Source organism: Shewanella sp. GJ50-10 (assembly GCF_055808815.1).
Window position 1 is genome coordinate 830,194 of sequence record NZ_JBVVSS010000001.1, and the last position, 22,730, is coordinate 852,923.

Below are 22,730 nucleotides of genomic sequence, written 5' to 3' on the forward strand. Positions count from 1 at the left end.
TAGGGGAAAAGATGATTTTAAAACAGTTTTCAACTTCTGATCTTGATGCACTTGAGCAGCGATACCGAGCGCATTTTATTAACAGTCTATCGGGCTTTAAAAGTGCCAACCTTGTAGGTAGTCAAGATGCTAAAGGGGTGACAAATCTCGCAATGGTGAGTTCAGTGTTTCATTTAGGCGCATCACCAGCGTTAATGGGCATGATTATTCGCCCAGATACAGTGCCAAGAGATACCCTCAGCAACATAAAACAGACGGGTGTTTATACGATAAATCACGTGTCAGCGAATATATATCAGCAAGCCCATCAAACCTCAGCTCGCTATGCCGCAGATGTATCCGAGTTTGATGCTGTGGGACTGACAGCCCAGTATGTTGCTGGAATAGCAGCCCCATTTGTTGGAGAAAGCTTACTTAAAATGTCACTTGAAGTTCGCGAAATCACGCCAATAAAACTTAACAACACGATTATGGTCATTGGTGAAATAATCCAAGTATTAGTCCCAGAAATGATCATCAATGCGGATGGCTTTATTGATATAGCTGAAATTGAAAGTGTTGCAGTTTCCGGGTTAGACAGTTATCACTCAACTGATCGGCTTTCAAGATTAGCCTATGCAAAAGCTGATAAGCCTGTTGTTGATTTGGGTTAATTTAAGCATTTATGCGTGACGACTTAGCTGATGAGGCTTATTTCGTGACTGGTAATAGGCTTTTTTTGTAATTAACCCAAGACTAATTGACCAAAAACACCGATAATTCACCCTCATTCGTAAAGTAGGCCGTTTGGCCGCGCAAGACTGTGGGTATAAGCAATGGAAATCAAAGTAAACTTTCTCGATAACTTAAGGCTAGAAGCTAAGTTTGACGACTTTACTGTTACGGCTGATCAGCCTATTAGATATAAAGGCGATGGTTCGGCGCCAAGTCCGTTTGATTATTTCCTTGCATCGTCTGCCCTGTGTGCGGCTTACTTTATAAAGGTTTATTGTAAAGCTCGTGATATCTCAACCGACAATATTCGCTTATCGCAAAACAATATTGTTGATCCTGAAGATCGCTATAACCAAATCTTCCAAATTCAGGTTGAATTACCGGATGATATTTCTGAGAAAGATCGCACTGGGATTTTGCGCTCAATAGACCGTTGTACGGTTAAAAAAGTCGTACAAACTCAGCCAGAATTCAAAATCGAAACCGTTGAAAGTCTCGAAAGCGATGCCAATGCGATGTTAATGGGTCAACCTGATAGCGATGAAAGCACCTACATTCTAGGTAAAGACTTACCGCTTGAAGAAACCATTAAAAACATGTCTGGCATGCTTGCTGATCTTGGGATGAAAATTGAAATCTCATCGTGGCGTAACATTGTGCCAAACGTGTGGTCACTACATATTCGTGATGCCGCGTCACCAATGTGTTTTACCAATGGTAAAGGCGCAACCAAAGAAAGCGCATTATGCTCAGCATTAGGCGAGTTCATTGAACGCCTGAACAATAACTTTTTTTATAATGATCAGTTCTTTGGCAACGAGATCGCCAACAGCGAGTTTGTTCATTACCCGAATGAAAAGTGGTTTGAACTTGAAGAAGACGATGCTTTACCACAAGGCATTTTAGACGAGTACACCCTTGAGATTTACAATCCAGATGAAGAGCTAAATGGCTCGCATTTGATTGATACTAACTCAGGCAATATTGAGCGCGGTATCTGTACGATTCCTTACACTCGTCACTCTGACGGTGAGACGGTGTACTTCCCATCGAACTTAATCGAAAACCTCTTCTTAAGTAACGGCATGAGCGCAGGTAATAATCTGCAAGAAGCTCAAGTACAGTGCTTATCTGAAATCTTTGAGCGTGCCGTTAAGCGTCAAATCATTGAGCAAGAAATTGTCTTGCCTGACGTGCCAATGGCCGTATTAGAAAAGTACCCAAGCATCTTAGCTGGGATAAAAGGCTTAGAAGAGCAAGGCTTTCCGGTAGTGGTAAAAGATGCCTCATTAGGCGGTGAATTCCCTGTGATGTGTGTGACCTTAATGAACCCTAAAACGGGCGGCGTTTTTGCTTCATTTGGCGCACACCCTAGTTTTGAGGTGGCATTAGAGCGAAGCCTTACCGAGTTACTGCAAGGTCGCAGTTTTGAAGGCTTAAACGATGTACCCAAGCCTACCTTTAATAGCATGGCTGTTAGCGAACCTGAAAACTTTGTTGAGCACTTTATTGATTCAACAGGAGTTATTTCATGGCGCTTCTTTAGCAGTAACTCAGACTTTGATTTTTGTGAATGGGATTTCTCTGGCACATCGGAAGAAGAAGCCAATGGCTTGTTTGGTATTTTAGAGGCGCTTGGCAAAGAGGTGTATACCGCAGAATTTAATCAGTTAGGCGCTTCAGCTTGTCGTATGCTAGTCCCTGATTTTTCAGAAGTATACCCAGTAGAAGATTTGATTTGGGATAACACTAATAAAGCATTAGATTACCGTGAAGACATTCTCAATCTGCATTCATTATCTGATGAAGAATTAGTGGATTTAGTTAATCGTTTAGATGAAAGTCAGCAAGATAACTACACTGATATTCGCACCATGATTGGTATTGTATTTGATGAAAATACCGTTTGGGGTCAGCTGACCATCATGGAGCTTAAAATTCTCATTTACTTAGCATTAGGCGCCCATGAAGAAGCCAGTGAGTTGGTGGGTGACTTCTTGCAGTTTAATGATAATACCGTTGAACGTGGCTTGTTCTATCAAGCAATTAACGCAGTATTAGAGATTGAATTAGAAGAAGATTTACAGCTTGAGCATTACATTCACAACTTTAACCGTATGTTCGGTGAAGAAGTGATGAACAATGTAGTAGGCAGCGTAAATGGCAGCGTTCGTTTTTATGGTTTAACTAAAACCAGTATGAACCTTGAAGGCATTGAGCCACATTTACGCTTGATTGAAAGTTATAAGAAACTGCATCAAGCGCGTAAGTTGGCTGCTAAGTAATTAGATAACAAGTCTCGTACTGAAAGAAAAAAGCGAACCTTCGGGTTCGCTTTTTTATTGCTTTAATTGCACTGTCTCAATGATTCATTCAGCCATGCAAAAGCTGCTATTTCTTATTGAGTTGTTCCTGCTGCCAAGCCCACGTCGGTGACTTTATCAGTAAGTTAATACGGTAACCCCAGCTTGGGGCATGCCATAGTCGCTTGATGAGTGTGACGTAACCAGAAAAGAACACCTTGATAGGGTTTACAGTGTTTATCCTAGGATAAACGCCATATTTCACCGGTTCTTTTTCTTCAGCAAAAGTGCCGAACATTCGATCCCAAATAATCAAAATACCTGCATAGTTTTTATCTAGGTATTGTTTATTCGTTGCGTGATGCACGCGGTGATGAGATGGCGTGTTAAATATTGCTTCAATAGGTCGTGGGAATTTTTTCACCGTTTCAGTGTGCAGTAGTGTTTGGAAAACTTGCACTATGATTTCAGCTAAAAAAATCACAAATGGATGAAAGCCTAAAAAGACTAACGGCAAGTAAAAAAACAACGGAAAAAACCAATCCATTGGGCCATGTCGGTAGGCAACTGAAATATTAAAATGTGGTGAGCTATGATGCACTGTATGGGTTGCCCAACCAAAGCCATTCATATGCAAAAAGCGATGTTCCCAATAATAAGCAAGATCAGCCAGCAATATACAACACAGTATTGTCCATCCCGTTATAGGAAGTTGCACTAGGCTAAAGTGCTCATAAGAAAATAGAAAAATACCAGCATAAGTTGCAGCAACAAGCGTAATAATCAGTCCAAATAGTCCGAGGGTGACAAAATTGGCTACGCTGTCCCCAAATAGGTTTTTAGTGAACTGTTTCTTTACCGCATAACGAAGCACTTCAATAATAAATAAGCCAATGGCGAGGACAAAAAACCAATTATCAATCCATATTTCCAAGCCCCAAACATCTTCAAGGGTAAATAACTGCGTTAAATATTCCATGAATGCTCCTATCGGTATGAAACAAGCATCGTCGTCGATGTTGTATTGCCAGATTTATCTAAAGAGTGAGTTTCAAGGACAAAGTTGACCGTTTTACTATAGTCAATTTTCTCCCAAGCTGTTGCCAATTGTGCTGCGGTATAAGATTTTGCTGGCAAGATGACTTCGCTATGTTGCATATCAATATTTAAAGGATTGCTATGTTGTTTGAGTTCTTTGATGTCATAGCCAATGGTGACATCAGCTTGCTGAAAACTATCAGTAATGCCTGAGTATAAGACGTACACTTTGGTCGGTTGCACTTTTAGTGAGTCATGTAATTTTGATTGGTCATTGAATGCCAGCCATAGCTGGTGAATATTTGTTAAAGCAATGTTCTTCTGAATTCCGGCAATTTTGATCTGCTGATTGTTAAACGTATTTTTAACAGGTTCTTGAGGCGCAGCCGTTTGATTTTGATCTGAATTTAGTGGGGTGACTGTAGTTGCTGTAGTTGCTGTAGTTGCTGTAGTTACTGCAGCAGTTTCAGTTGATTCGGCTGCAATTGGTTTAACATTTTGAGTGGTTTGTTGAACGATAGCATTGGCATTTGAGTTAAGAAATAACGCACCTCCCCAAACTAATGCCACAATCAATACAGAGGTTAATATTGAGTTGAACAAATTCATAAATTACACCTAAACAATAAATAGTCAGTGCAATTTACTTTTTTAATTATTTATTGTCAATGTGAAAATTAACTATTTCGAAACTAATTGCTCACATAACAGAACAGATGATTGCTTTAGCTTGTACATTTCTTCAAACATACCTAGGGGTAATAAGGATTCACTCATTAGGTAGTTAGAATAGATGCCATATGCAATTAATTCAATTTTCTCTTGTTCTACTGCTGGGTATTGCCCTGAAAACTCGGAAATTAGATGTTGTATGAATTCATGCATAATTTGCTGTTGATGTACTTTGATAACCTCCAACCTTTTGGCTTCAGAGAATATTGCTTCACCTATGATAGTGTTATTAACCATGTCCTTGGTTCTTGTGGTGAAAAGGCTATCGACAAGGGCGAGGGCTCGATTGGATTTTGGAAGCCAAGTAAGTAGTTCTTGCCATTGTTGTGAGTATTTTAATGTCCAACGTTCACTTAATGCACAGATGATATCATCTCTATTACCGATATAATGCCTTAAAATTGTGCGCTTCATACTGGCAGTTTCAGCGATATTTTCTAAAGAAGTTGCTTGAATACCTTTATCCAAAATACACGCTTCAAGAGCATCTAAAATTTCTTCTCGACGTTGTGCTGCCATGCTCGGCCTTGCCATACTATTCTCCGTAATCACCAAAGTCATCATGATAGCATTTTGATTTTAATTGTCACCTTGACAATTAAGTAGGGTTTAATATAACCTTTAAATTGTCAGTGTGAAAATCAATTTATCGGGAGTGTTTATATGTGGTTAACTTTACCTTGGTCCTATTGGTTAGGCTTTGCGTTAATCCTGTGGTTGTTATTCGATCTCTTCAGAGGCGAAGCTTATATCTGGGAGTCATATAAAAGAGAATCTCAACCTGGTATGTACTGGTTCACCATGTTGATATGGGCAGTCATTGCTACAAGTTGTTTTATTTATCCTGATTGGTCATTTGCTTAATAGCAGGAACACTATGAATTCAAATAATATCCTACCTGTTGAAGCATATGTTGACCCTGATTTTTTTGCGCTTGAACAGCAGCATATATTTTCAAATACATGGGCGTTTGCTGGGTTAGTGGAGGACTTAGCAAAGCCGGGAGATTACCTAACAGTTCAAGCTGGATTGAATAACCTGCTTATTATCAAAGATGATAATGCAGACTTGGTTGCGTACCATAATATGTGCCGCCATAGGGGGACTGCGTTATTAGCTGGAAAAGGGGAGCATTTAAAAAAGATAACGTGTCCTTATCATGATTGGACATATCACTTATCAGGTGAGCTCATAGCATTACCAAAGGCAAGAAATGAATTCCCTGATATTCGAAAAGACTGCTTAAGTTTAAAGTCAGCAAATGTCGGAGTGTGGCGAGGTATGATTTGGGTGCACCCAGATCCCAATTCAATTTCTTTGCAAGATTGGTTTGGGCCAATGGAAAAAGAGCTTGGGCCTCATAAAGTTGAATCGTTAATTGAATTTAAAGACAGTGTGGTCATTGAAGAGATAAATGCTAATTGGAAGGTGATAGTCGAAAATTATATTGACCATTATCATCTTGCACAGCTCCATGCAGGCACGCTTAATATGTATAACCACAAAAAAGCTCAGTTTGGTTTTGTTGGTAAACATTTTAAATTTTGGGAGCCACTGACTGATGAGTATCAACGCAATCTGCTTCAAAATGCTGCCTCTCCATTGGTTTATCAAGCATCGCAGCAAAACATTGGTGTGTGGGTACCCATGTTATTTCCAGGAATTGGCTTAGCAGAGTTGGAGTCATCTTGGTCTGTTTTTCATATTATCCCAATTTCGCCATCCAAAAGCAGAGTCATTGTTCGTACTAAAATGAAAGACTGCGGAGCACTTGATTATTTCAAACAAAGTGTCAGTTCGGCTGGTTTTTGGGGTAAAAAAATAAAGCCTAAAAACTCAAGTTATGATCAAAGGCATCCTTTAGGTTCTGCGGACTTTTTGCAAGAAGATATTTATATTTGTGAGCAGTTACAAAGGTCATTCACTAGTCCTCAATTTGAGTTCGGTCCCAGTGCAAGTTTAGGTGAACAGCCTGTGAGGCAGCACCAACAGTTAGTTTGGAACATCATCAAACCCTATTGGAAATTAAATTAATTACTCTTAATGAGCTGGATTTGGATATCAAGATCATAGAAAAACATAGCCGCTATGTAAAAGCTGTTAAGCTTTAATTCAAAGTTATCCGAAAGACAAACAGTAGGGGAATAAATATGTCATTACACCCATTTGATGTATTGATCTTAGACAATGGCGCCAAGCTTATTTTTACACCTTGCCCGGGCACTAAAGACGCATCTTTAGTGGATTCTTTAATCACATTAAAGCAAGCGGGCACGCAGATGTTATTAACATCCATGTTTGATAAAGAGATGGCTGCAAACAATGCGCAGGCATTACCTAATATTTGTGCTGATAATGATATTAGCTGGATTCAACTGCCGATCCTTGATGATGCTGCGCCAAATGAAGTATTTGAGGCTGCTTGGAAAAAGCATAAAGCGACGATTCTTGCATTAGTTGAACAGCAGGGAACGATTGCTGTGCATTGTAAGGGTGGAACAGGTAGAACGGGATTGGTTATTGGATTGATATTATTAGCCCATGGTTGGCCAGCAGATAAAGTGATTAATGAAGTGCAAAAAATCAGGCCCAAAGCACTCAAAAATCCAGTGCAGTTAGCGTATTTCAATTCTTATAGATAGCTGTATTATCCAGATGTATTGCTCGGATGTATTCAAAAAGCCAGAACGACTTTGTTCTGGCTTTTTTATTTGGGACTAAAAGCTGGTTTGGATATTTAAGCTTCATTTTTGCGGTATTTATGTTGAAAAAACTTGCAGTCATCGATTAATTAAAAATCTGCTGACCGAGTATCTGAAATTGGTTTCAATGCAGCTGTTTTTATATGAGAACATCCATAAACCAGTGAATTTATTTAGTGTTGAGGATGTAGATCTATGAAAGGCTTAACCAACGTATATGTAAGGCTTTCTACCTTCGTTACTGACTTTTATTACTCATCGTTTAAAACACATGGTTCATAACAAAAAATTATTATTTTAAGAATTTTTAATGATTATATTTTTATAATGATAAGTCGTAAAATACTCTTATTCGCTAGTAATAGTAGCAGTAATAACGTTAGTTTTGAGGGTATATTATGAAGTTTTTACACACCATGATCAGAGTGGCCGATCTTGATACATCCATTGAGTTTTACACTAAGGTTTTGGGCATGGACGTGTTAGAGCGCCATGAAAACACTGATTATCGCTATACCTTAGTGTTTGTAGGTTATGAGCAAGGTGGAACCACCATCGAGCTAACCCACAACTGGGATACTGACACATACGAAATGGGTAATGCCTTTGGCCATTTAGCTTTGGGTGTTGATGACATTTACGCTGCTTGCGACAAAATCAAAGCTTTAGGTGGCAAGGTCACTCGTGAGCCTGGTCCAGTTAAGGGCGGTGAAACCCACATCGCATTTATTACCGATCCTGACCATTATCAGATTGAATTAATCCAATTAGATTAAATTCATCATCTTTGCATTCAGCTTATTTTTGTCGTTTTCGATTTTAAGGAATTCCCATGAAAGACTCACTTTTTCAAACAATACAATTAGGTGACCACGCCCTAAATAACCGTATCGTTATGCCTCCAATGACACGCTCTCGTGCATCACAACCTGGTAATGTAGCCAATGACATAATGGCTGAATACTATGCACAACGCGCTCAAGCTGGGTTGATTGTCGCCGAAGGCACCCAAATTTCAGCAATGGGTCAAGGTTATGCTTGGACACCGGGAATCTACTCTACCGAGCAAATTGCTGGTTGGAAGAAAACTACCGATGCAGTTCACGCTAAAGGCGGAGTGATATTCGCTCAGCTATGGCATGTGGGCCGTGTGACACACCCTGATAATATTGGTGGCGAACAACCGATTTCATCATCAGCAATGAAAGCTGAAAACGTGAAAGTGTTTATCGATAATGGCACCGATGAGCCTGGTTTTGTTGATGTGGTTGAGCCACGTGCAATGACTAAAGCTGATATTCAAACTGTGATTGCTGAATATCGTCAAGCAGCGCTAAATGCGATTGAAGCAGGTTTTGATGGTATTGAACTGCACGCAGCTAATGGTTATTTGATTAATCAGTTTATTGATTCTGAAGCTAATAACCGTAGTGATGAATATGGTGGTTCGATTGAAAACCGCCTGCGCTTTTTAAGTGAAGTGGTTGCAGCCATGGTTGATGCTATCGGCGCTGATAAAGTGGGTGTGCGTTTAGCGCCTTTTACTTCGCTTAATGGCACTGTTGACGCAACTCCTGTTGAGACTTACACCGCGGCGGCTGCATTATTAGAAACTCATAAGATTGTATATTTGCACATTGCCGAAGTTGACTGGGATGATGCACCTGAAACTCCAATCGAATTTAGAATCGCGGTTCGTGAGGCTTATAAAGGCGTATTAATTTATGCTGGTAAGTATGATGCTGAAAAGGGCGGCGATGCTATTGATGATGGCTTAGCTGACATGATTGGTTTTGGTCGTCCGTTCGTATCAAACCCTGATTTACCTAACAGAATTAAGCATGGCTACCCGTTAACGGCGCACGATCCTGCTACTTTATTTGGTGGCGCAGAAAAAGGCTTAACTGATTACGCAGAATATAAAGCTTAAGCACTGTTATTTAAGTACTGTTATTTAATCGCTATTACTTAAGCGTTAAGCACAGATGTTTTAATATGGGGCATGGATGTAGAAATATGCCAAAAGGCATATTTGATAATTAATTCGACTTAATCTATATCGCATTATTAACATTGTACCTAGGTAAATCAGCTGCAATTATTGTACAGTGGCAAGAGTTTATAAATAGCAATCTCATTAGCGTGAGATTGCTATTTTGCTTTTCGGTGCTGGTGAATATGTCATTAAACATTCATTAGTGTGGTGTCGTTAGGTCGCAGTAATCAGGTAAGAGAGTTTCATGCGCGGAGCCATTTATTTATTTATCGCCACCTTGTTGGCAGCACTTGGCTGGATAGCCTCTAAAATCGTGGTAATGGAAATGCCCGGTGAAACCTTTATCGCAACGCGTTTTATGCTTGCAAGTCTTGTATTACTGCCGTTTTGTTATAAAAGCCTATGGCGACTTAGGGCTAAGCAAATTCTACTAGCTTGCGGTGTTGGCGTCTTTCTAGGTTTAGCATTACTCGTATGGGTGCATGCAGTGACCATTAGTGAAAGCTTATCTGAAGGCGCATTTATTATGAGCCTTGCGATGATCATTGCGCCGATGACAGCTTGGTTGTTATTCAAAATTAAACCCAACCGAGCCTTTTGGTTTGCTTTACCAATGAGTATTGTCGGCATGATGCTGCTTACGCTAACCAATGGCTGGCAAATTGATGAAAGCCAATGGTATTTCTTATTCGCATCTGCATTGTTATCGGTTCATTTTGTGTTAAATAAACGCATTAGCGCTAAGATTAAACCATTAGATTCTATTTGTTTACAGCTGTTTATCGTGGGACTTGTGAGTGCTATTTATGTGCTTATTACCGAGCAAGCGAGTTTTGAACTTAATGGCCATATTTTACTGTGGTTTGTTATATCCACTGTATTTGCTACTTCCATGCGCTACTTACTGCAAACATTAGGACAGTATTCAGTGAACATGGAAACGGCGGCCTTAATTATGATTTTAGAGCCGATTTGGACCATGATATTAAGTTTTTCAGTACTTGGGGAAACCCTTGAGCCGCAAAAGCTGATTGGTGGTAGTGTGATTTTCTTATCGCTATTTCTCTATATTAAACTTTCAAAACGACCCATTTCAGATGTCACTAAAATGCCATCTAAATCATAATAAAAACGCCCTCAATCGAGGGCGTTGTTATTTTTCCTCTGATTGAGATTAGGTACGACAAGAAACTGATAAGAATTTCTTCTTGGCTTATTTAAGAGCAATGGAAGTTGTTAGTTGACCACAAAGCAATACGACTCAGGATCTTGATTTCCAACTAAGACAAAAATGTTTATGCCTTTTTGCTAATGTAATTGGATAATCCCAAATAAAGCTGTTAATGATAGTAAAATTTTAACGAATTCATTCACAAATTTTTGATTAATAACCAATCTATAAAAGTATTTCAGGGAGGAATTATGGTCTCAAGACATTTTATTAAAGTCAGCCTTATTGGGTTATTAGCCTGCTTAACCGCATGTGGCGGCAGTTCTGATTCAGTTGAAGAACAAACTATTTTAGCAACTGCTGAGCAAGGTCTTTCAAGTAATCTACCAGTACCTCAAAATCAAGACGTCAGTGACTTTCAAGTGCTCTTGTTTGGCAATAGTCATGTTTCCACTCTGCCAAGTTTGCTTACTAAGCTTATAGAAGTTGGCAAGAGTGATGCTCAAGTTGAAACAGTAAATGGAAGTGGTGGCTTTTTAGATGATGATAGCAGTCGACAACGAAGATTAGATTTAATCGCTTCTAAAGCATGGACTCACATTATTTTACAAGGGCAAAAATATTCCCAATCTGGCACGATAGATTATCCGACAACTGATACCAGAATGTGGATAGCGACAGCAAAACAGGCTCAAATTACACCGATATTATTTCCTGAGCATCCACAGAAGGGCAGGCCGGATGAGGCTAAACAAGTTCATCATTTGCACACTAGTATTGCTGCTGTGGAAAAAGCCTGTGTAGCGCCAGTAGGGCTGGCTTGGGATAAGGTACTGATGACGGATCCAAGCTTGGAACTACATAATAGTGATGGTAATCATGCATCTCAAACGGGGAGCTTTTTAACTGCGCTAGTGTTTTATGAGGTGATAACAGGGCAATCGGCTGATTTATTACCCTATATCCTTGATATTGCAGTTGATGAGTCTACTCAACAATTACTAGGGCAAATAGCATCTGAAACCATCCAGGCAAACCCAGCTTGCGATTTTTGATAAAGGGTTAAGCTAGTATTTAATCTTCATGAGTCATTAGATGCTAGCTTAAAATTGAAATAGCTTTGGTAACTGATTTGTTTAATTGGAGGGAGTTCTTAATTGACTGTAACGGGCGCAGTGGCAAATTGTTGTTGCACATGCTGCATAATATTTAGATAGGTATCGACCCAAAGGGTGTCTTGATTGTCTGCTAAGTATTGCAATAATTCATTATGGGCTTGATTGCTGACACTTAAGTAATCCCCTTCAATACCATGAAATAAAATATTGGCGACACCGCCTTGGGCTTTCGCCATCCCTACAAAATCAATTAACGTTTGGCCGTCGACATTGTCAGGCATGAGCAGTAAATCAAATTTGGGAGGGTATTGTGGGTTGTAGCCTTTTATCGCGACAAAGTTATTACGGATAGCATCAATATAATTGCCATCAGCTGTAATAAAATCACCACAGGGCGGAGTAAAAGTGCGCTGGGTTTGTTGGTCTATGGCGCGTAAAAATGTGTTGGCGGTCATGACTTCTTGCTGCAGTTGTAACACGGTTTTGCTGTCGAGGTTATTGTGCGGTGCGACCCATTCACGATCGTCGACTTTTATACTGCATGCATGGAACAATGTGTGGTTACCTAACTCATGACCATTTGCAGCAATCGCTCGCCACTGCTGAAGTCCTGCTTCAGTACCTGGGTTTGCCAAGGTAAGATAAAAAGAGGCTTTAAAGTTGTATTTATCAAGGGCTGGGATAGCATATTCTAGCTGACTCATTAACGCGTCATCATAGGATAAACTCACCGCTGCTTGATAATGATTAGGCCAGCTAAATTGTGGTTCTATGTTGGCAGAGTAAGCATTATGAGTCGTTAATGCTGTTGTAAAGACGGTGGTAAATACTACCTTAAATAATATGACCGCAATGATCAGTGCAAATCGATATAGAACCTGCATGAATAGCTTTCTCCTTGCTTTCTATCAACGAATTCATGGGCTAAATCAGTGACTCATTCAATGAGCTAATTCAATGAGCTCATTCAATATACTGGCTCAATGGCTCAATGGCTCAATGGCTCAATGGCTCAATGGCTCATCTCATCAAAGCAGCTAATACAATATCACCACTGTGTTTAAGTGGTATTCCTGCTGTTACCAAAAGCCATTACAACAAACTATTACAACAAGCTACTATAACAAACTATTGTGCACAAAAAAGCGCCTGTTTAACAGACGCTAATATCATCAATATTATAGTTCGGACTCACCATCCATTTGCCTAAATAGCCAGTCGGGTAAACTATGCCAGCCACCATAATTGGGGTTAGAAAGGTGGACTTCATCTTTTGAACGCCACTCTATTTGTCCATCTTGTTGGGTCACATGCCAATATAATGCTTGTTTTTGACTGAACAGGTAATCATTTAACTTTGCAGCAAATGCTTCGCTGTCGACAAATAAACCAAATTCGACATTTAAAAAATCGGAGCGTGGGTCAAAGTTAGATGAACCGACATACGACACTTTATTATCTAAAATCAGCGTTTTATTGTGATAATAAGTATCGGCATGATACAGGTGGTCTTCGTTTTTAGCCTTATCTTTATACTCATAAATATCAACGCCTAAATCCAATAAGGTTTGACGGTGCTTTTGGTAGTAAGCAGGAATAAATAGCGAGTCATTCGAAGCCGATGAGTTTGTAACAACGCGCACTTCAGCACCTTGTGCTGTCAGCTGCTCAATGACATCAAAATGGCCATTAGTTGGCACCATATAGGGCGATGAAATCGTTGCTTGCTGGGTTTGTGCAAGCTGCTGTTTCATTGCTTGTTCAGCACGAGCTCTAAAATATGGCAAGTTATCATCCATTTTTTTGAGTGAGTCAAAAATAGGTGTCACAGTGACATCAATAAAACTTGGCGGCGTTAAGCTGGCTGTCGTTCGGTCAATGTCAGCTACAATGGATTTATGTTTTTGCTGATTCTTTTTAAGTGCCTTATGAAATTCGACCATCTCAGTTGTTGGCTTAACATTAATTAACTCAGCTACCGCCACGACATAAGGTGACTGCCACTGCTTATCATAGTTGTCGGCAAATGCGGCAATGACTTCACCTTGAAACAGCACATCAAGGTCGAAAAAGTTGGCGCTTTTACTGTAGCCAAAATATTCATCACCAATATTTCGCCCGCCTAAAATCATCTGCTGGTGGTCCACGTTGAAATACTTTTCATGTAAACGATTATCTAGGTTCTTTTGATGCATCTGAAAGTCTATAACGCGGCCAATCCAACCAGATTTACGTGAGTTAAACGGGTTAAAAATTTTAATTTCAATGTTGGGGTGACTATCAATATCAGCAAGCCATTTCTCGTTAAAGACCAATAAGTCATCTAAGGTCAGTCTGACTTTAACGCCGCGCTCTGCAGCAAGGTACAGCTCGTTTAATAGGGTTAAACCTAATGTGTCACCATTCCATGAGAAGTAGGTCATATCGATGCTAGATTGTGCCTGTTGCACTAGCTCAATTCTGCGAGCAAAAGCTTCATTAGCGGCAGGGATTAAGTAGGCCTTCGCTTGGTATTGACGCGATTTTGCATTGGCTTCAAAGTTTTCTGGCACGCTTGGATTCGGTGATGCGCAGCCCACTAAACTTACTAGCGTAATAAGTACAGCCCATAAAGGGAATTGTCGGAATCGAGTTAAGCAATTCATTGTCGTTATCTCGTTGTATTGTTATCGCAATTTGAGGCATGACTTAGCCCAAGTACCTGTGAGGTACTTGCTGACATGCTGAGTAAATTAATTGATAACTATTGATTGATAGAATTTGAGTGATAAAAAGGCCAGCAAGGCTGGCCTTTTATGAATTAATGTTGGCTATATTGGTTGATTAGTTGATATATGGACTAATCAAGTCAAGGTTTTCAAGGCCAGTTAAACGTCCTTTACGTAGTGCAGGGTCAAGGCCTTGTTGAGTCTGTTGATCCCAGCCTTCCACGTAAGATTCATTACCGTCTTTGTCGAAGACTAAAACGCCATCACCATCAACTGTGTATTGGTATTGCTCAAACAGTTCGTCGCTAAACCAAAGGCGAGACATTTTTTCCATTAACGCAGTATCTTTTTTACTTGGTGAAACGGTTTCACCATCAAGTTTTAGCGCTTTGTTGAAAACAAATGGCAGCTCTGATGCGTTACAGGCGCCGAAAATACAGCTAACTGACTTAATGATATCGCCAATATCAACATTTCCTTCAGGACCATCAGTGTTGTATGTCCACACGTTAAAGCTTGGTTGGTAGCCAAAGTGGTAAAAGGTTGCTTCAACGTTATTTGCCTGTGCATCACGGGCTTGAATACGAGCAGGCCCACTGAATAAGGTGTCATTTAGCATCATGTTAAATTGACTTCTGTTTGCTAATCCGCCGCTTAAGTCGCCTTCAGAGTTAGGGTAGTAGTCAGTAAGGCCAAGTAGTCCGCTAGTTAAGTCACCATTGCCTAAGCCATAGAAGAAAGTCGTAATGGCGCTATATGCTGTGATGTCGCCAAGATCTAGTTCTGCGCGTACATCATCAGCATTCATGCTAGATAACTTTTGCTGAGCCAGTGCTTGGTTTTCTTCATGGCTTAACCATTCGATAATGGCCTCAGGTGATAACTCTTCACCTTCTTCAGGATCAGATAGTAAACCACCAATTAAAAACGTTAAGCTTGGTAGCATAGCAAGGGTGTTGGATTCTTCACTGTTTACGCCAACCACTGTAGGCACAGTAAAGTGACTTAATGCAGGTTGCTCAGTTAAGTGGTGTCCTTCGATTGCAGAGCCAAAAGTTGGTTTATAGTATTCAACATAAGGCGCGAATGGCATAAGGTTAGCCATAGGTGATGCTTCGCCAGATATTTTACTGGTTAAACACAAACCACTGCCTACGAGGTTATCAAGATCGACACAGCTAAGGCCGGTCCAATCACCAATACGGCCTAATGGCGAGTTCACTTTTGCTTGCAACTCCATTAACTGCTCAACTGGCATGTTGGCAATATTAAGTTCACTGAGCTCTGGCATGTCAGCTTGTGTGTCTTCAATTTTGCTAGCAAAGCTTTTTGCTTGGCTGTAAGTGCGATAGTCAAATCCATATGGATTACTTTGCATGATTGCGCGTCTAAAGTACTCACCAGCTATCGGCTCTTCAGTGGCTTCTTGTTGCAATATACCCACAGACATAGCGCCAGCGCCTTGACCGACCAAGGTGACATTGTCAGCTGCACCGCCAAAATTACCAATATTTTGGTTTACCCATTCAAGGGCGCGTTTTTGATCGCCAAGGCCAAAGTTGCCGCCAAGGCTATCTTCGCCGCCTTTGTCCTGCCAATAGCTACCTAGCATGCCTAAACGGTAGTTAATGGTGACCGCAATAAACTGATTATTTTCTACAGCACCTTGGGCAACCACAGTATCGCCATGAATTAATGGCTCTGAGTTTGCGCCGTATTCGAAATCACCACCGTGAATGAAGACATAGACAGGTAATGATTCTTCACCTGTTAAATCTGCTGGTCGCCAAATATTAAGGTTAAGGCAATCTTCAGCTTGTGCTTGAGTTGTCGTTTTTAGCTGCGGGCAAGCAAAACCAAATTCAGTGGCATCAATATCAGCGGCTAACTCAGTCACAGTACTGTGCTGAAAACGCTCTGCTGTGGCAAAGGTTATGCCTTTAAAAGATTCAATAGCTGACAGAGATTGCTCGCCATCTTCAGCGGTAATCACATGAGATTCTTTTAACGCAGTGATGTTTGTACCGCCAATGTTGGCATTAATGGTTTCAGTCGGAAGTGGTTGTAATGCTGGTGGCTCTTCTGGCTTAGTGCTACTAGATTCATCACTGCTACCACATGCGGCAAGAGTCAGTGAAACAGAAATAGCAATCAGTGAGTGCTTAAATAAAGTCATAATCGAGTCCTGTTTTTAACGATGAGTCTCTAGCTGCTGATAGCAAAGTTTTGCCAAGCGTTTGAGCACATCGTAATGTCATTTTTAAGCGCAGCATCAATTTCGCCATGGGGCGTGTTATTGTTAATTTTAAAGCTGATGCTTCGCTGTGTTTGTTGGTTTCGGTGTATATTAATTGTTCAGCATAATTGGGGTTAATCCCTTATGTAGGATTAAACCCTCTGTTTAGTGATGCTGATTGATTTTGTAATGGATATCAGACTGTTACAGTCTTAGAAGTGATAGCCAAAGTTAAGGGTAAACGAGTTGCGGGTTTCACCTTTACTATACAGAGCGCTGATGTTGTAGTTTTTACCTATTTGTTTATTAAAACCAACTAGATATGCCCACTTAGTCACACCGACTCCGACATTGTAGTAAAATTCTTCGCCACCGATGCTAACCCCTTCAATAGTGCCATCCATGTAAGGGTTTAAAGCTTGGTACTCTGCACCAACGAAAATTTGCGCACGGTAATCGGCTAACTGATAACCCAACATAGGCTGCACAGTTAGAATTCCGTCCCCCCATTTACTGGCACCTTTCATTTTAGTTTTTGTATAAGAACCAGTAACAGAAGCAAAAAACTCTCTATATCCCACGGATAATGTGGTACCTATACCTGCTATTTCATACTCTAAATGCAGTGGCACATTTAAGGAGCCGGTAGCACATAAGGCACTCAGTTCGTCACAAAATAAGTTACCTAACCCCGGTAGTTTATTATTGAGTTTATCTTGAAGTTCAATACCAATAGCCCCTGTTGATTCAGCGTCAACTGTGGCATCAACACTTAATTTTCCGTAGTGACCGAACACATTCCAAAACGGTAAAATGTTAACCTCACCACGAAGAGTCATGGTTTCAGCATTCACTTGCGCTACAGATGCCAAAGGGTCAAAAATATCGTTTAAATTAACCCCCATGATATCGAAATCGGTGAAACCAAAGTTCATGTCTTGATTGCGGTATGCCATTGAAAGGCCAAAAGGCAGTGGCACATCAATCCCTTGTTGGCGAACCATGTCTGACATCAATGGGAATACGCGGTCTAATTTGACACTTTCTTCGCGGTAACGTGGATCTGACACTTGAGAGAGACGCTTCTCATCAAGGATTTCCCCGTCCACGGTGCCATCATAAAAAGCCACTGGATTAACTGTGGTATGTAAGCTCACTGCTTGCTGCTTTTTATCGAAACCTTCAATTTTGATCACCTTGCTTTTAATGGCTGCGTCACCATTGTTTAAAGTGTCAAAATCAACTGTTTGACGATATTTTTCCATACGATAGTTGCCTAAGGTGAATGGTCTATTGTTCTTGATCACCATTTGTAATGGCCTACCATCTTCAACCAATAATTTAACGCGCATAAAACGGAAGTAAGCAATATCTTGCGGTAAACCATATTTAGAATAGTTAAAGGCAACTTCAACCTGGCCATTTTCAAGCTCAGTGGCTTCTACCGAACTTGCGTCATAACTTTGGGCATAATTACGCAAGCGGTATTCAATTTTGGTGTTGTTCTCAATTTCTGAGATCACATCTTCGTCTTCGTCAACCTTGGCTGGGTCGTATTTGATGCGCAGGTCAATGTTGCCTTTTTCATCGGTTTTTTGAACTAAAAACACTTCTGAATGGCGCGTAGTATCACCTACAGTAATTGAGCGAGTTACATGCTCAACCAAATGCTGTCCTTGCATTAATGAACTCAAACCCAGCTTAGGCAAATCATCTGAAATCCCGTATTTAGCGAAAATGGCTTTGCCTCTCACTTCTCTTTCTGTTGTTTCTTCAACCGCGGCAGCGTTGGCCGAAAAAAGCAAGGCGATAGATATCAAACTTGTTGTTAAGCCCGACGTCTTATTTAAGGAGGAACTATTGCTATTAAAATTCATGTTATACCTGCAACGCCCAACCTCAAATCTATGAGTATTGAGCAATTTTTAGTGTCAGCTAAATCACCTTGTCTAGCTGTGAACTTCATGCAAACCGCACTTCAAGGTTGCGATCTTTGTTGTCGCTGACTCTTTTGGTATTGATGAAGGATGTCGATGGCGGGCATTTTAGGGAAGGGGATTAAATTTTGTTAATCGCATTTGAAGGATGAAACCCTCGGTTTATTTTTCATGCATTTAGTGAGAAGAGGTGATTGATTATAAGTAGGATTTGATCCTGCAAATGCGAGTAAAACAATAGGAACTCTTTGCCTATAATTTGCGCCAATGAAACATATAGGCACGGTTTAACAGGGTTAAACAGTGACGTAATTAGCTGTCAGGCCGCACTTATTTAATTGCTCTGACGATACTTTAGGTAGCGTGACTATCTAATAAACAGAGAAATGAGTTATATATGAAATGTATAAAGCAAAAAGCGGCATACCTAATATTGCTGTTATCAGTTACTGCGTGTAGTTCTGTACATACCCTAGATAATCGAGTGACCGAATCAATCCATAAAGACGCTTCTGTAGGGCAAGAGTATCAAGTTGCTGAAGACCCATTTAGGTTCTGGGCAGATGAAAGTACGGACTTTTTATTTTCAGAAGCGACACAAACCACGCCGCTAACCGTTAAAGGTGATGCGTTGAACGTGCTGGTTTTGTCTGGTGGCGGTGCAAAAGGTGCCTTTGGTGCGGGTGTACTTAATGGCCTTAATGATAATGGTAGTTTAGAAGATTACAGCATTATCACAGGTGTCAGTGCTGGGGCATTAATCGCACCGTTTGCTTTTATCGGCGGTGACGAACTGACTCATTTAAAACACGTTATGTTAGGTATTAATGACAAGGCAATCATAGGTAAACGTAATTTTCTCAATACTGTTTTTAAAGATGCTTTTACTGATGGCGGTAAAATGTATGAGTTTATTGCCAGCGTTTATACAGCTGAGATGATTGAGAAAATTGCTAGCGAACATCGCTCTGGAAGAAGACTATTTGTTGGGACAACTCAATTTGATTCTGAAAAGTTAACCGTATGGAACATAGGCAGTATTGCCAATAGCGATATGAGTAATAAAGTTGAGTTAATTCAACAAGTGTTGGTGGCCAGCTCTTCTATCCCTGGGGTATTTCCACCACAATTTATTAAGGTGGATTATAAAGGTGAGCAATATGAAGAGTTGCATGTGGATGGCGGCATGGCTGCGCAAATGTTTTTCGAACCGATGAATACCGATTACCACAAAGTCAGCCAAAGTTTAGGCCTAACTGAAAAGCCTAATATCCATGTGATCAGAAATGGCATGCTCGCAATGCCATATGAAGCCATGCCAGATAAAGGCATTGCATTACTGACTCGAAGCTTAAAAAGCCTAACCGTATTACAAAGCCGTGGTGACTTATACAAAATGCTGTATTTCAGTGAGCAACAGCAATTAAATTTAGGTTTTACTTATGTCGAATCAGAGTTTAATGCCCCGAGTAGCAGTAAAAATATGTTTGACCCAGAATACATGAAAGCTCTTTACCAATACGGTTACAAGAAAGGTGAGACAGGCCACCCATGGGGAAGCAAGCTGCCTTAATATCGAACTACTGAGCTCAAATAGCGGATTTTACTATTGGTTATCTCTGTTTGCTGACACTTTGTGCTGGCTTAAAACAGCACATGCTTAATTGCATTTTATAACCAATGCACGGATGCAATTTTTAACCGGACTTAGTGTCCGGTTTTTTTTACTCAGATTGAAGCATATCTAATTAAGTTTGTTCTATTGAAATTATACAGAGGGATCATCTTAATTCTATTACGGACAAATTTATCCATAATGATTGGAGTTATTCACTCTTTTTCTCTTTAGCCTTAATCCCTATTATTCACCCATCGACATTGTTCAACGAGGAAATTCATCATGTCTCATCCAATCATTAAAGATTTAAATAGCCGTTACACTGCTAAAAAATACGATTCATCAAAACGTATCTCGGATGAAGATATGTCGGTATTGAAAGAAGCTATCCGTTTATCTGCATCTTCAATTAACTCACAGCCTTGGAAATTTATAGTGCTTGAGAGCGATGCTGCCAAACAACGTTTCCATGACTCATTTGCTAACATGCATCAGTTTAACCAACCGCATGCCTTAGAAGCTTCACATATTATTTTATTTGCCCATAACCCTTTCTATACCAAAGACGCTTATAGAAAAGTGGTTGATGCTGAAGTGGCATCGGGTCATCTGCCTGCTGAAATGTATAACAACATGCTAGATGGAGCTTATGGATTTGCTGAGCTAAATACTGATGAAAAAGGCTTTAATGGTAACTGGACTAAAGCGCAAACTTATATCGCTATTGGTAATACATTGCATGTATTGGCGCGTTTAGGTATTGATTCTACGCCGATGGAAGGTGTTGATCCTGCTCTTTTAGGTGACATCTTTAAAGATGAGCTTGAAGGCCATGTGTGTGAATTTGCACTTGCCATTGGCTATCATAAAGACGGTGAAGATTATAACCACGGCTTACCAAAAGCACGCTTACCAGAAGCGGATGTGATTACAACTTTATAAGCTGCAGCTTTCAAAATATAACTTTAAATAAAGTAAAAAAGCTCAAGCAATAGCTTGAGCTTTTTAGTTTTTAGTATCTAGTAAAATATAGAGTTATTTATCTGCGTTAGTCGAACCAATTTTATGAATCGCTAAATCAGCGCCCATGTATTCATCTTCTTGGCTTAAACGTAGGCTGGATATTTTATGGACTATTCCGTAAACAATCACACCGCCAACAATGGCAAAAAGTACGCCTACTAATGAGCCAACAAGTTGCGACATAAAGCTTACACCACCAAGACCACCAAGACTTTGTTGGCCAAAAATACCCGCAGCAATACCGCCCCACACACCGCATAATCCGTGCAAAGGCCAAACCCCTAACACATCATCAATTTTAGTGCTGCGCTGAAGCTTAGTGAATACAAATACAAATAATCCACCTGCAACGCCGCCAACCACAAATGCGCCCACAGGATGCATTAAGTCTGAACCTGCACATACAGCAACAAGCCCAGCGAGTGGACCATTATGGATAAACCCTGGATCATTTTTACCAACAATCAAGGCGATAATCGTGCCGCCAACCATGGCCATTAAACTGTTTAGAGCCACTAAGCCGCTAATACCGTCTAAGGTTTGCGCTGACATGACATTAAAGCCAAACCAGCCGACGATTAAAATCCATGAACCCAATGCTAAGAAAGGAATATTTGAAGGTGCAAAGGCGACGCCCGGTTTACGGCCACCACGGACACCTAAGAAGTAAACGGCCACTAAAGCGAGCCATCCCCCCATGCCGTGCACAACCACTGAGCCGGCAAAATCATGAAACTCTGCGCCAAATGTGCTATCTAACCAAGACTGAAATCCATAATTGCCGTTCCAAATCATCCCTTCAAATAGCGGGTAAACAAATGCCACAATCAGTGCTGAGGCAAATAAGAATGGGCGAAAACTACCACGCTCAGCAATACCGCCTGAGACAATCGCTGGAATTGCAGCAGCAAAGGTCAGTAAGAAGAAAAACTTCACTAAGTCATAACCATTGTTAGCAGCTAAGGTATCTGCACTAACAAAGAAGTGGCTGCCATAGGCAATCTGATAACCAATTACGAAATAGGCAACAGCTGAAAAAGCAAAATCAGTTAAGATTTTTACTAAGGCGTTCACTTGGTTTTTATGTCTCACCGTACCAACTTCTAAAAATGCAAACCCTGCGTGCATGGCGAGCACCATGATTGCACCAAGTAAGATAAATACAGTGTCAGCACTTTGTGCAATGACTCCAACTGCGTCACTAATATTATTCATTTAAGCTCCCCAAAGCCGTTCTCTTATTAAAATTCATAGACTTAACAAAGCAAGAACTATTCCTATGTTGGAATAATGTTAGAATTAGCTAGTGCGATATTGGTGCATAAAATTAAAAATACTGTGGTAACAGTGAGTTCGGTGAACCATTGAGGTGCGAGATATGTCGCTCTTTAGAATGATGTTAGATGGTTTAAGCGCGTTTATTGTGCATTTTT

The 22,730-nt window shown here is 40.4% G+C and carries 19 protein-coding genes; 11 read left to right on the forward strand and 8 right to left on the reverse strand.

From position 1 onward, the window contains the following. The first annotated feature begins 11 nt into the window (after positions 1–11). Both AC0L4E_RS03335 and AC0L4E_RS03340 read left to right on the forward strand, forming a co-directional pair. The gene (locus tag AC0L4E_RS03335) at positions 12–653 is read left to right on the forward strand and encodes a flavin reductase family protein (protein ID WP_473677998.1); all 642 of its coding nucleotides are present in this window, start codon (positions 12–14) and stop codon (positions 651–653) included. A gap of 162 nt (positions 654–815) precedes the next feature. Beyond that, positions 816–2,999 (forward strand): OsmC domain/YcaO domain-containing protein, encoded by a 2,184-nt coding sequence (locus tag AC0L4E_RS03340; RefSeq protein WP_473677999.1) that lies wholly within the window; start codon positions 816–818, stop codon positions 2,997–2,999. A 106-nt stretch (positions 3,000–3,105) separates the two neighbouring features. On the opposite strand, the gene AC0L4E_RS03345 is transcribed toward AC0L4E_RS03340, so the two are convergent. The 3 genes from AC0L4E_RS03345 to AC0L4E_RS03355 form a co-directional block, all read right to left on the reverse strand. Further along, complete coding sequence (locus tag AC0L4E_RS03345) at positions 3,106–3,996, reverse strand: sterol desaturase family protein (protein WP_473678000.1); 891 nt, start codon at positions 3,994–3,996, stop codon at positions 3,106–3,108. An 8-nt stretch (positions 3,997–4,004) separates the two neighbouring features. Further along, positions 4,005–4,664, reverse strand: a complete 660-nt coding sequence (locus AC0L4E_RS03350; protein ID WP_473678001.1) for a hypothetical protein — start codon at positions 4,662–4,664, stop codon at positions 4,005–4,007. A gap of 72 nt (positions 4,665–4,736) precedes the next feature. Further along, a complete protein-coding gene (locus tag AC0L4E_RS03355) occupies positions 4,737–5,321 on the reverse strand; it encodes a TetR/AcrR family transcriptional regulator (protein WP_473678002.1) in 585 nt (194 codons plus the stop codon). A gap of 129 nt (positions 5,322–5,450) precedes the next feature. On the opposite strand from AC0L4E_RS03355, the gene AC0L4E_RS03360 reads away from it, so the two are divergent. The 7 genes from AC0L4E_RS03360 (at position 5,451) to AC0L4E_RS03390 (ending at position 11,712) form a co-directional block, all read left to right on the forward strand. Continuing rightward, positions 5,451–5,651 (forward strand): hypothetical protein, encoded by a 201-nt coding sequence (locus tag AC0L4E_RS03360; protein ID WP_473678003.1) that lies wholly within the window; start codon positions 5,451–5,453, stop codon positions 5,649–5,651. 13 nt (positions 5,652–5,664) lie between these two features. Continuing rightward, the gene (locus AC0L4E_RS03365; RefSeq protein WP_473678004.1) at positions 5,665–6,822 is read left to right on the forward strand and encodes an aromatic ring-hydroxylating oxygenase subunit alpha; all 1,158 of its coding nucleotides are present in this window, start codon (positions 5,665–5,667) and stop codon (positions 6,820–6,822) included. Between the two features lie 116 nt (positions 6,823–6,938). Next, positions 6,939–7,430 (forward strand): phosphatase domain-containing protein, encoded by a 492-nt coding sequence (locus AC0L4E_RS03370; protein WP_473678005.1) that lies wholly within the window; start codon positions 6,939–6,941, stop codon positions 7,428–7,430. A 458-nt stretch (positions 7,431–7,888) separates the two neighbouring features. Continuing rightward, the gene (gene gloA, locus AC0L4E_RS03375; RefSeq protein WP_473678006.1) at positions 7,889–8,266 is read left to right on the forward strand and encodes a lactoylglutathione lyase; all 378 of its coding nucleotides are present in this window, start codon (positions 7,889–7,891) and stop codon (positions 8,264–8,266) included. 56 nt (positions 8,267–8,322) lie between these two features. Beyond that, entirely contained in the window at positions 8,323–9,420 is a 1,098-nt protein-coding gene (locus tag AC0L4E_RS03380) for an alkene reductase (protein WP_473678007.1), read from the forward strand. Between the two features lie 310 nt (positions 9,421–9,730). Continuing rightward, entirely contained in the window at positions 9,731–10,612 is an 882-nt protein-coding gene (locus AC0L4E_RS03385) for a DMT family transporter (protein ID WP_473678008.1), read from the forward strand. Positions 10,613–10,908: 296 nt separating this feature from the next. After that, positions 10,909–11,712 carry a hypothetical protein gene (locus AC0L4E_RS03390; protein WP_473678009.1) on the forward strand — a complete coding sequence of 268 codons (804 nt, stop codon included), beginning with the start codon at positions 10,909–10,911 and terminating at the stop codon, positions 11,710–11,712. Between the two features lie 98 nt (positions 11,713–11,810). Here the strand turns inward: AC0L4E_RS03390 and AC0L4E_RS03395 are convergent, their stop codons facing one another. The 4 genes from AC0L4E_RS03395 to AC0L4E_RS03410 form a co-directional block, all read right to left on the reverse strand. Beyond that, complete coding sequence (locus AC0L4E_RS03395) at positions 11,811–12,659, reverse strand: polysaccharide deacetylase family protein (RefSeq protein ID WP_473678010.1); 849 nt, start codon at positions 12,657–12,659, stop codon at positions 11,811–11,813. Between the two features lie 294 nt (positions 12,660–12,953). After that, positions 12,954–14,420 carry a phospholipase D family protein gene (locus AC0L4E_RS03400; RefSeq protein WP_473678011.1) on the reverse strand — a complete coding sequence of 489 codons (1,467 nt, stop codon included), beginning with the start codon at positions 14,418–14,420 and terminating at the stop codon, positions 12,954–12,956. 178 nt (positions 14,421–14,598) lie between these two features. After that, positions 14,599–16,659: a carboxylesterase family protein gene (locus AC0L4E_RS03405; protein WP_473678012.1), complete on the reverse strand. Its 2,061-nt coding sequence runs from the start codon at positions 16,657–16,659 to the stop codon at positions 14,599–14,601. A gap of 272 nt (positions 16,660–16,931) precedes the next feature. Further along, positions 16,932–18,596, reverse strand: a complete 1,665-nt coding sequence (locus AC0L4E_RS03410; protein WP_473678013.1) for a hypothetical protein — start codon at positions 18,594–18,596, stop codon at positions 16,932–16,934. A 457-nt stretch (positions 18,597–19,053) separates the two neighbouring features. Here AC0L4E_RS03410 and AC0L4E_RS03415 point away from each other — a divergent pair, with 457 nt between their 5' ends. Both AC0L4E_RS03415 and AC0L4E_RS03420 read left to right on the forward strand, forming a co-directional pair. Then, entirely contained in the window at positions 19,054–20,229 is a 1,176-nt protein-coding gene (locus tag AC0L4E_RS03415; protein ID WP_473678014.1) for a patatin-like phospholipase family protein, read from the forward strand. A 327-nt stretch (positions 20,230–20,556) separates the two neighbouring features. Continuing rightward, complete coding sequence (locus tag AC0L4E_RS03420; protein WP_473678015.1) at positions 20,557–21,216, forward strand: nitroreductase family protein; 660 nt, start codon at positions 20,557–20,559, stop codon at positions 21,214–21,216. Between the two features lie 93 nt (positions 21,217–21,309). On the opposite strand, the gene AC0L4E_RS03425 is transcribed toward AC0L4E_RS03420, so the two are convergent. Continuing rightward, positions 21,310–22,512: an ammonium transporter gene (locus AC0L4E_RS03425; protein ID WP_473678016.1), complete on the reverse strand. Its 1,203-nt coding sequence runs from the start codon at positions 22,510–22,512 to the stop codon at positions 21,310–21,312. Between the last annotated feature and the right edge of the window lie 218 nt (positions 22,513–22,730).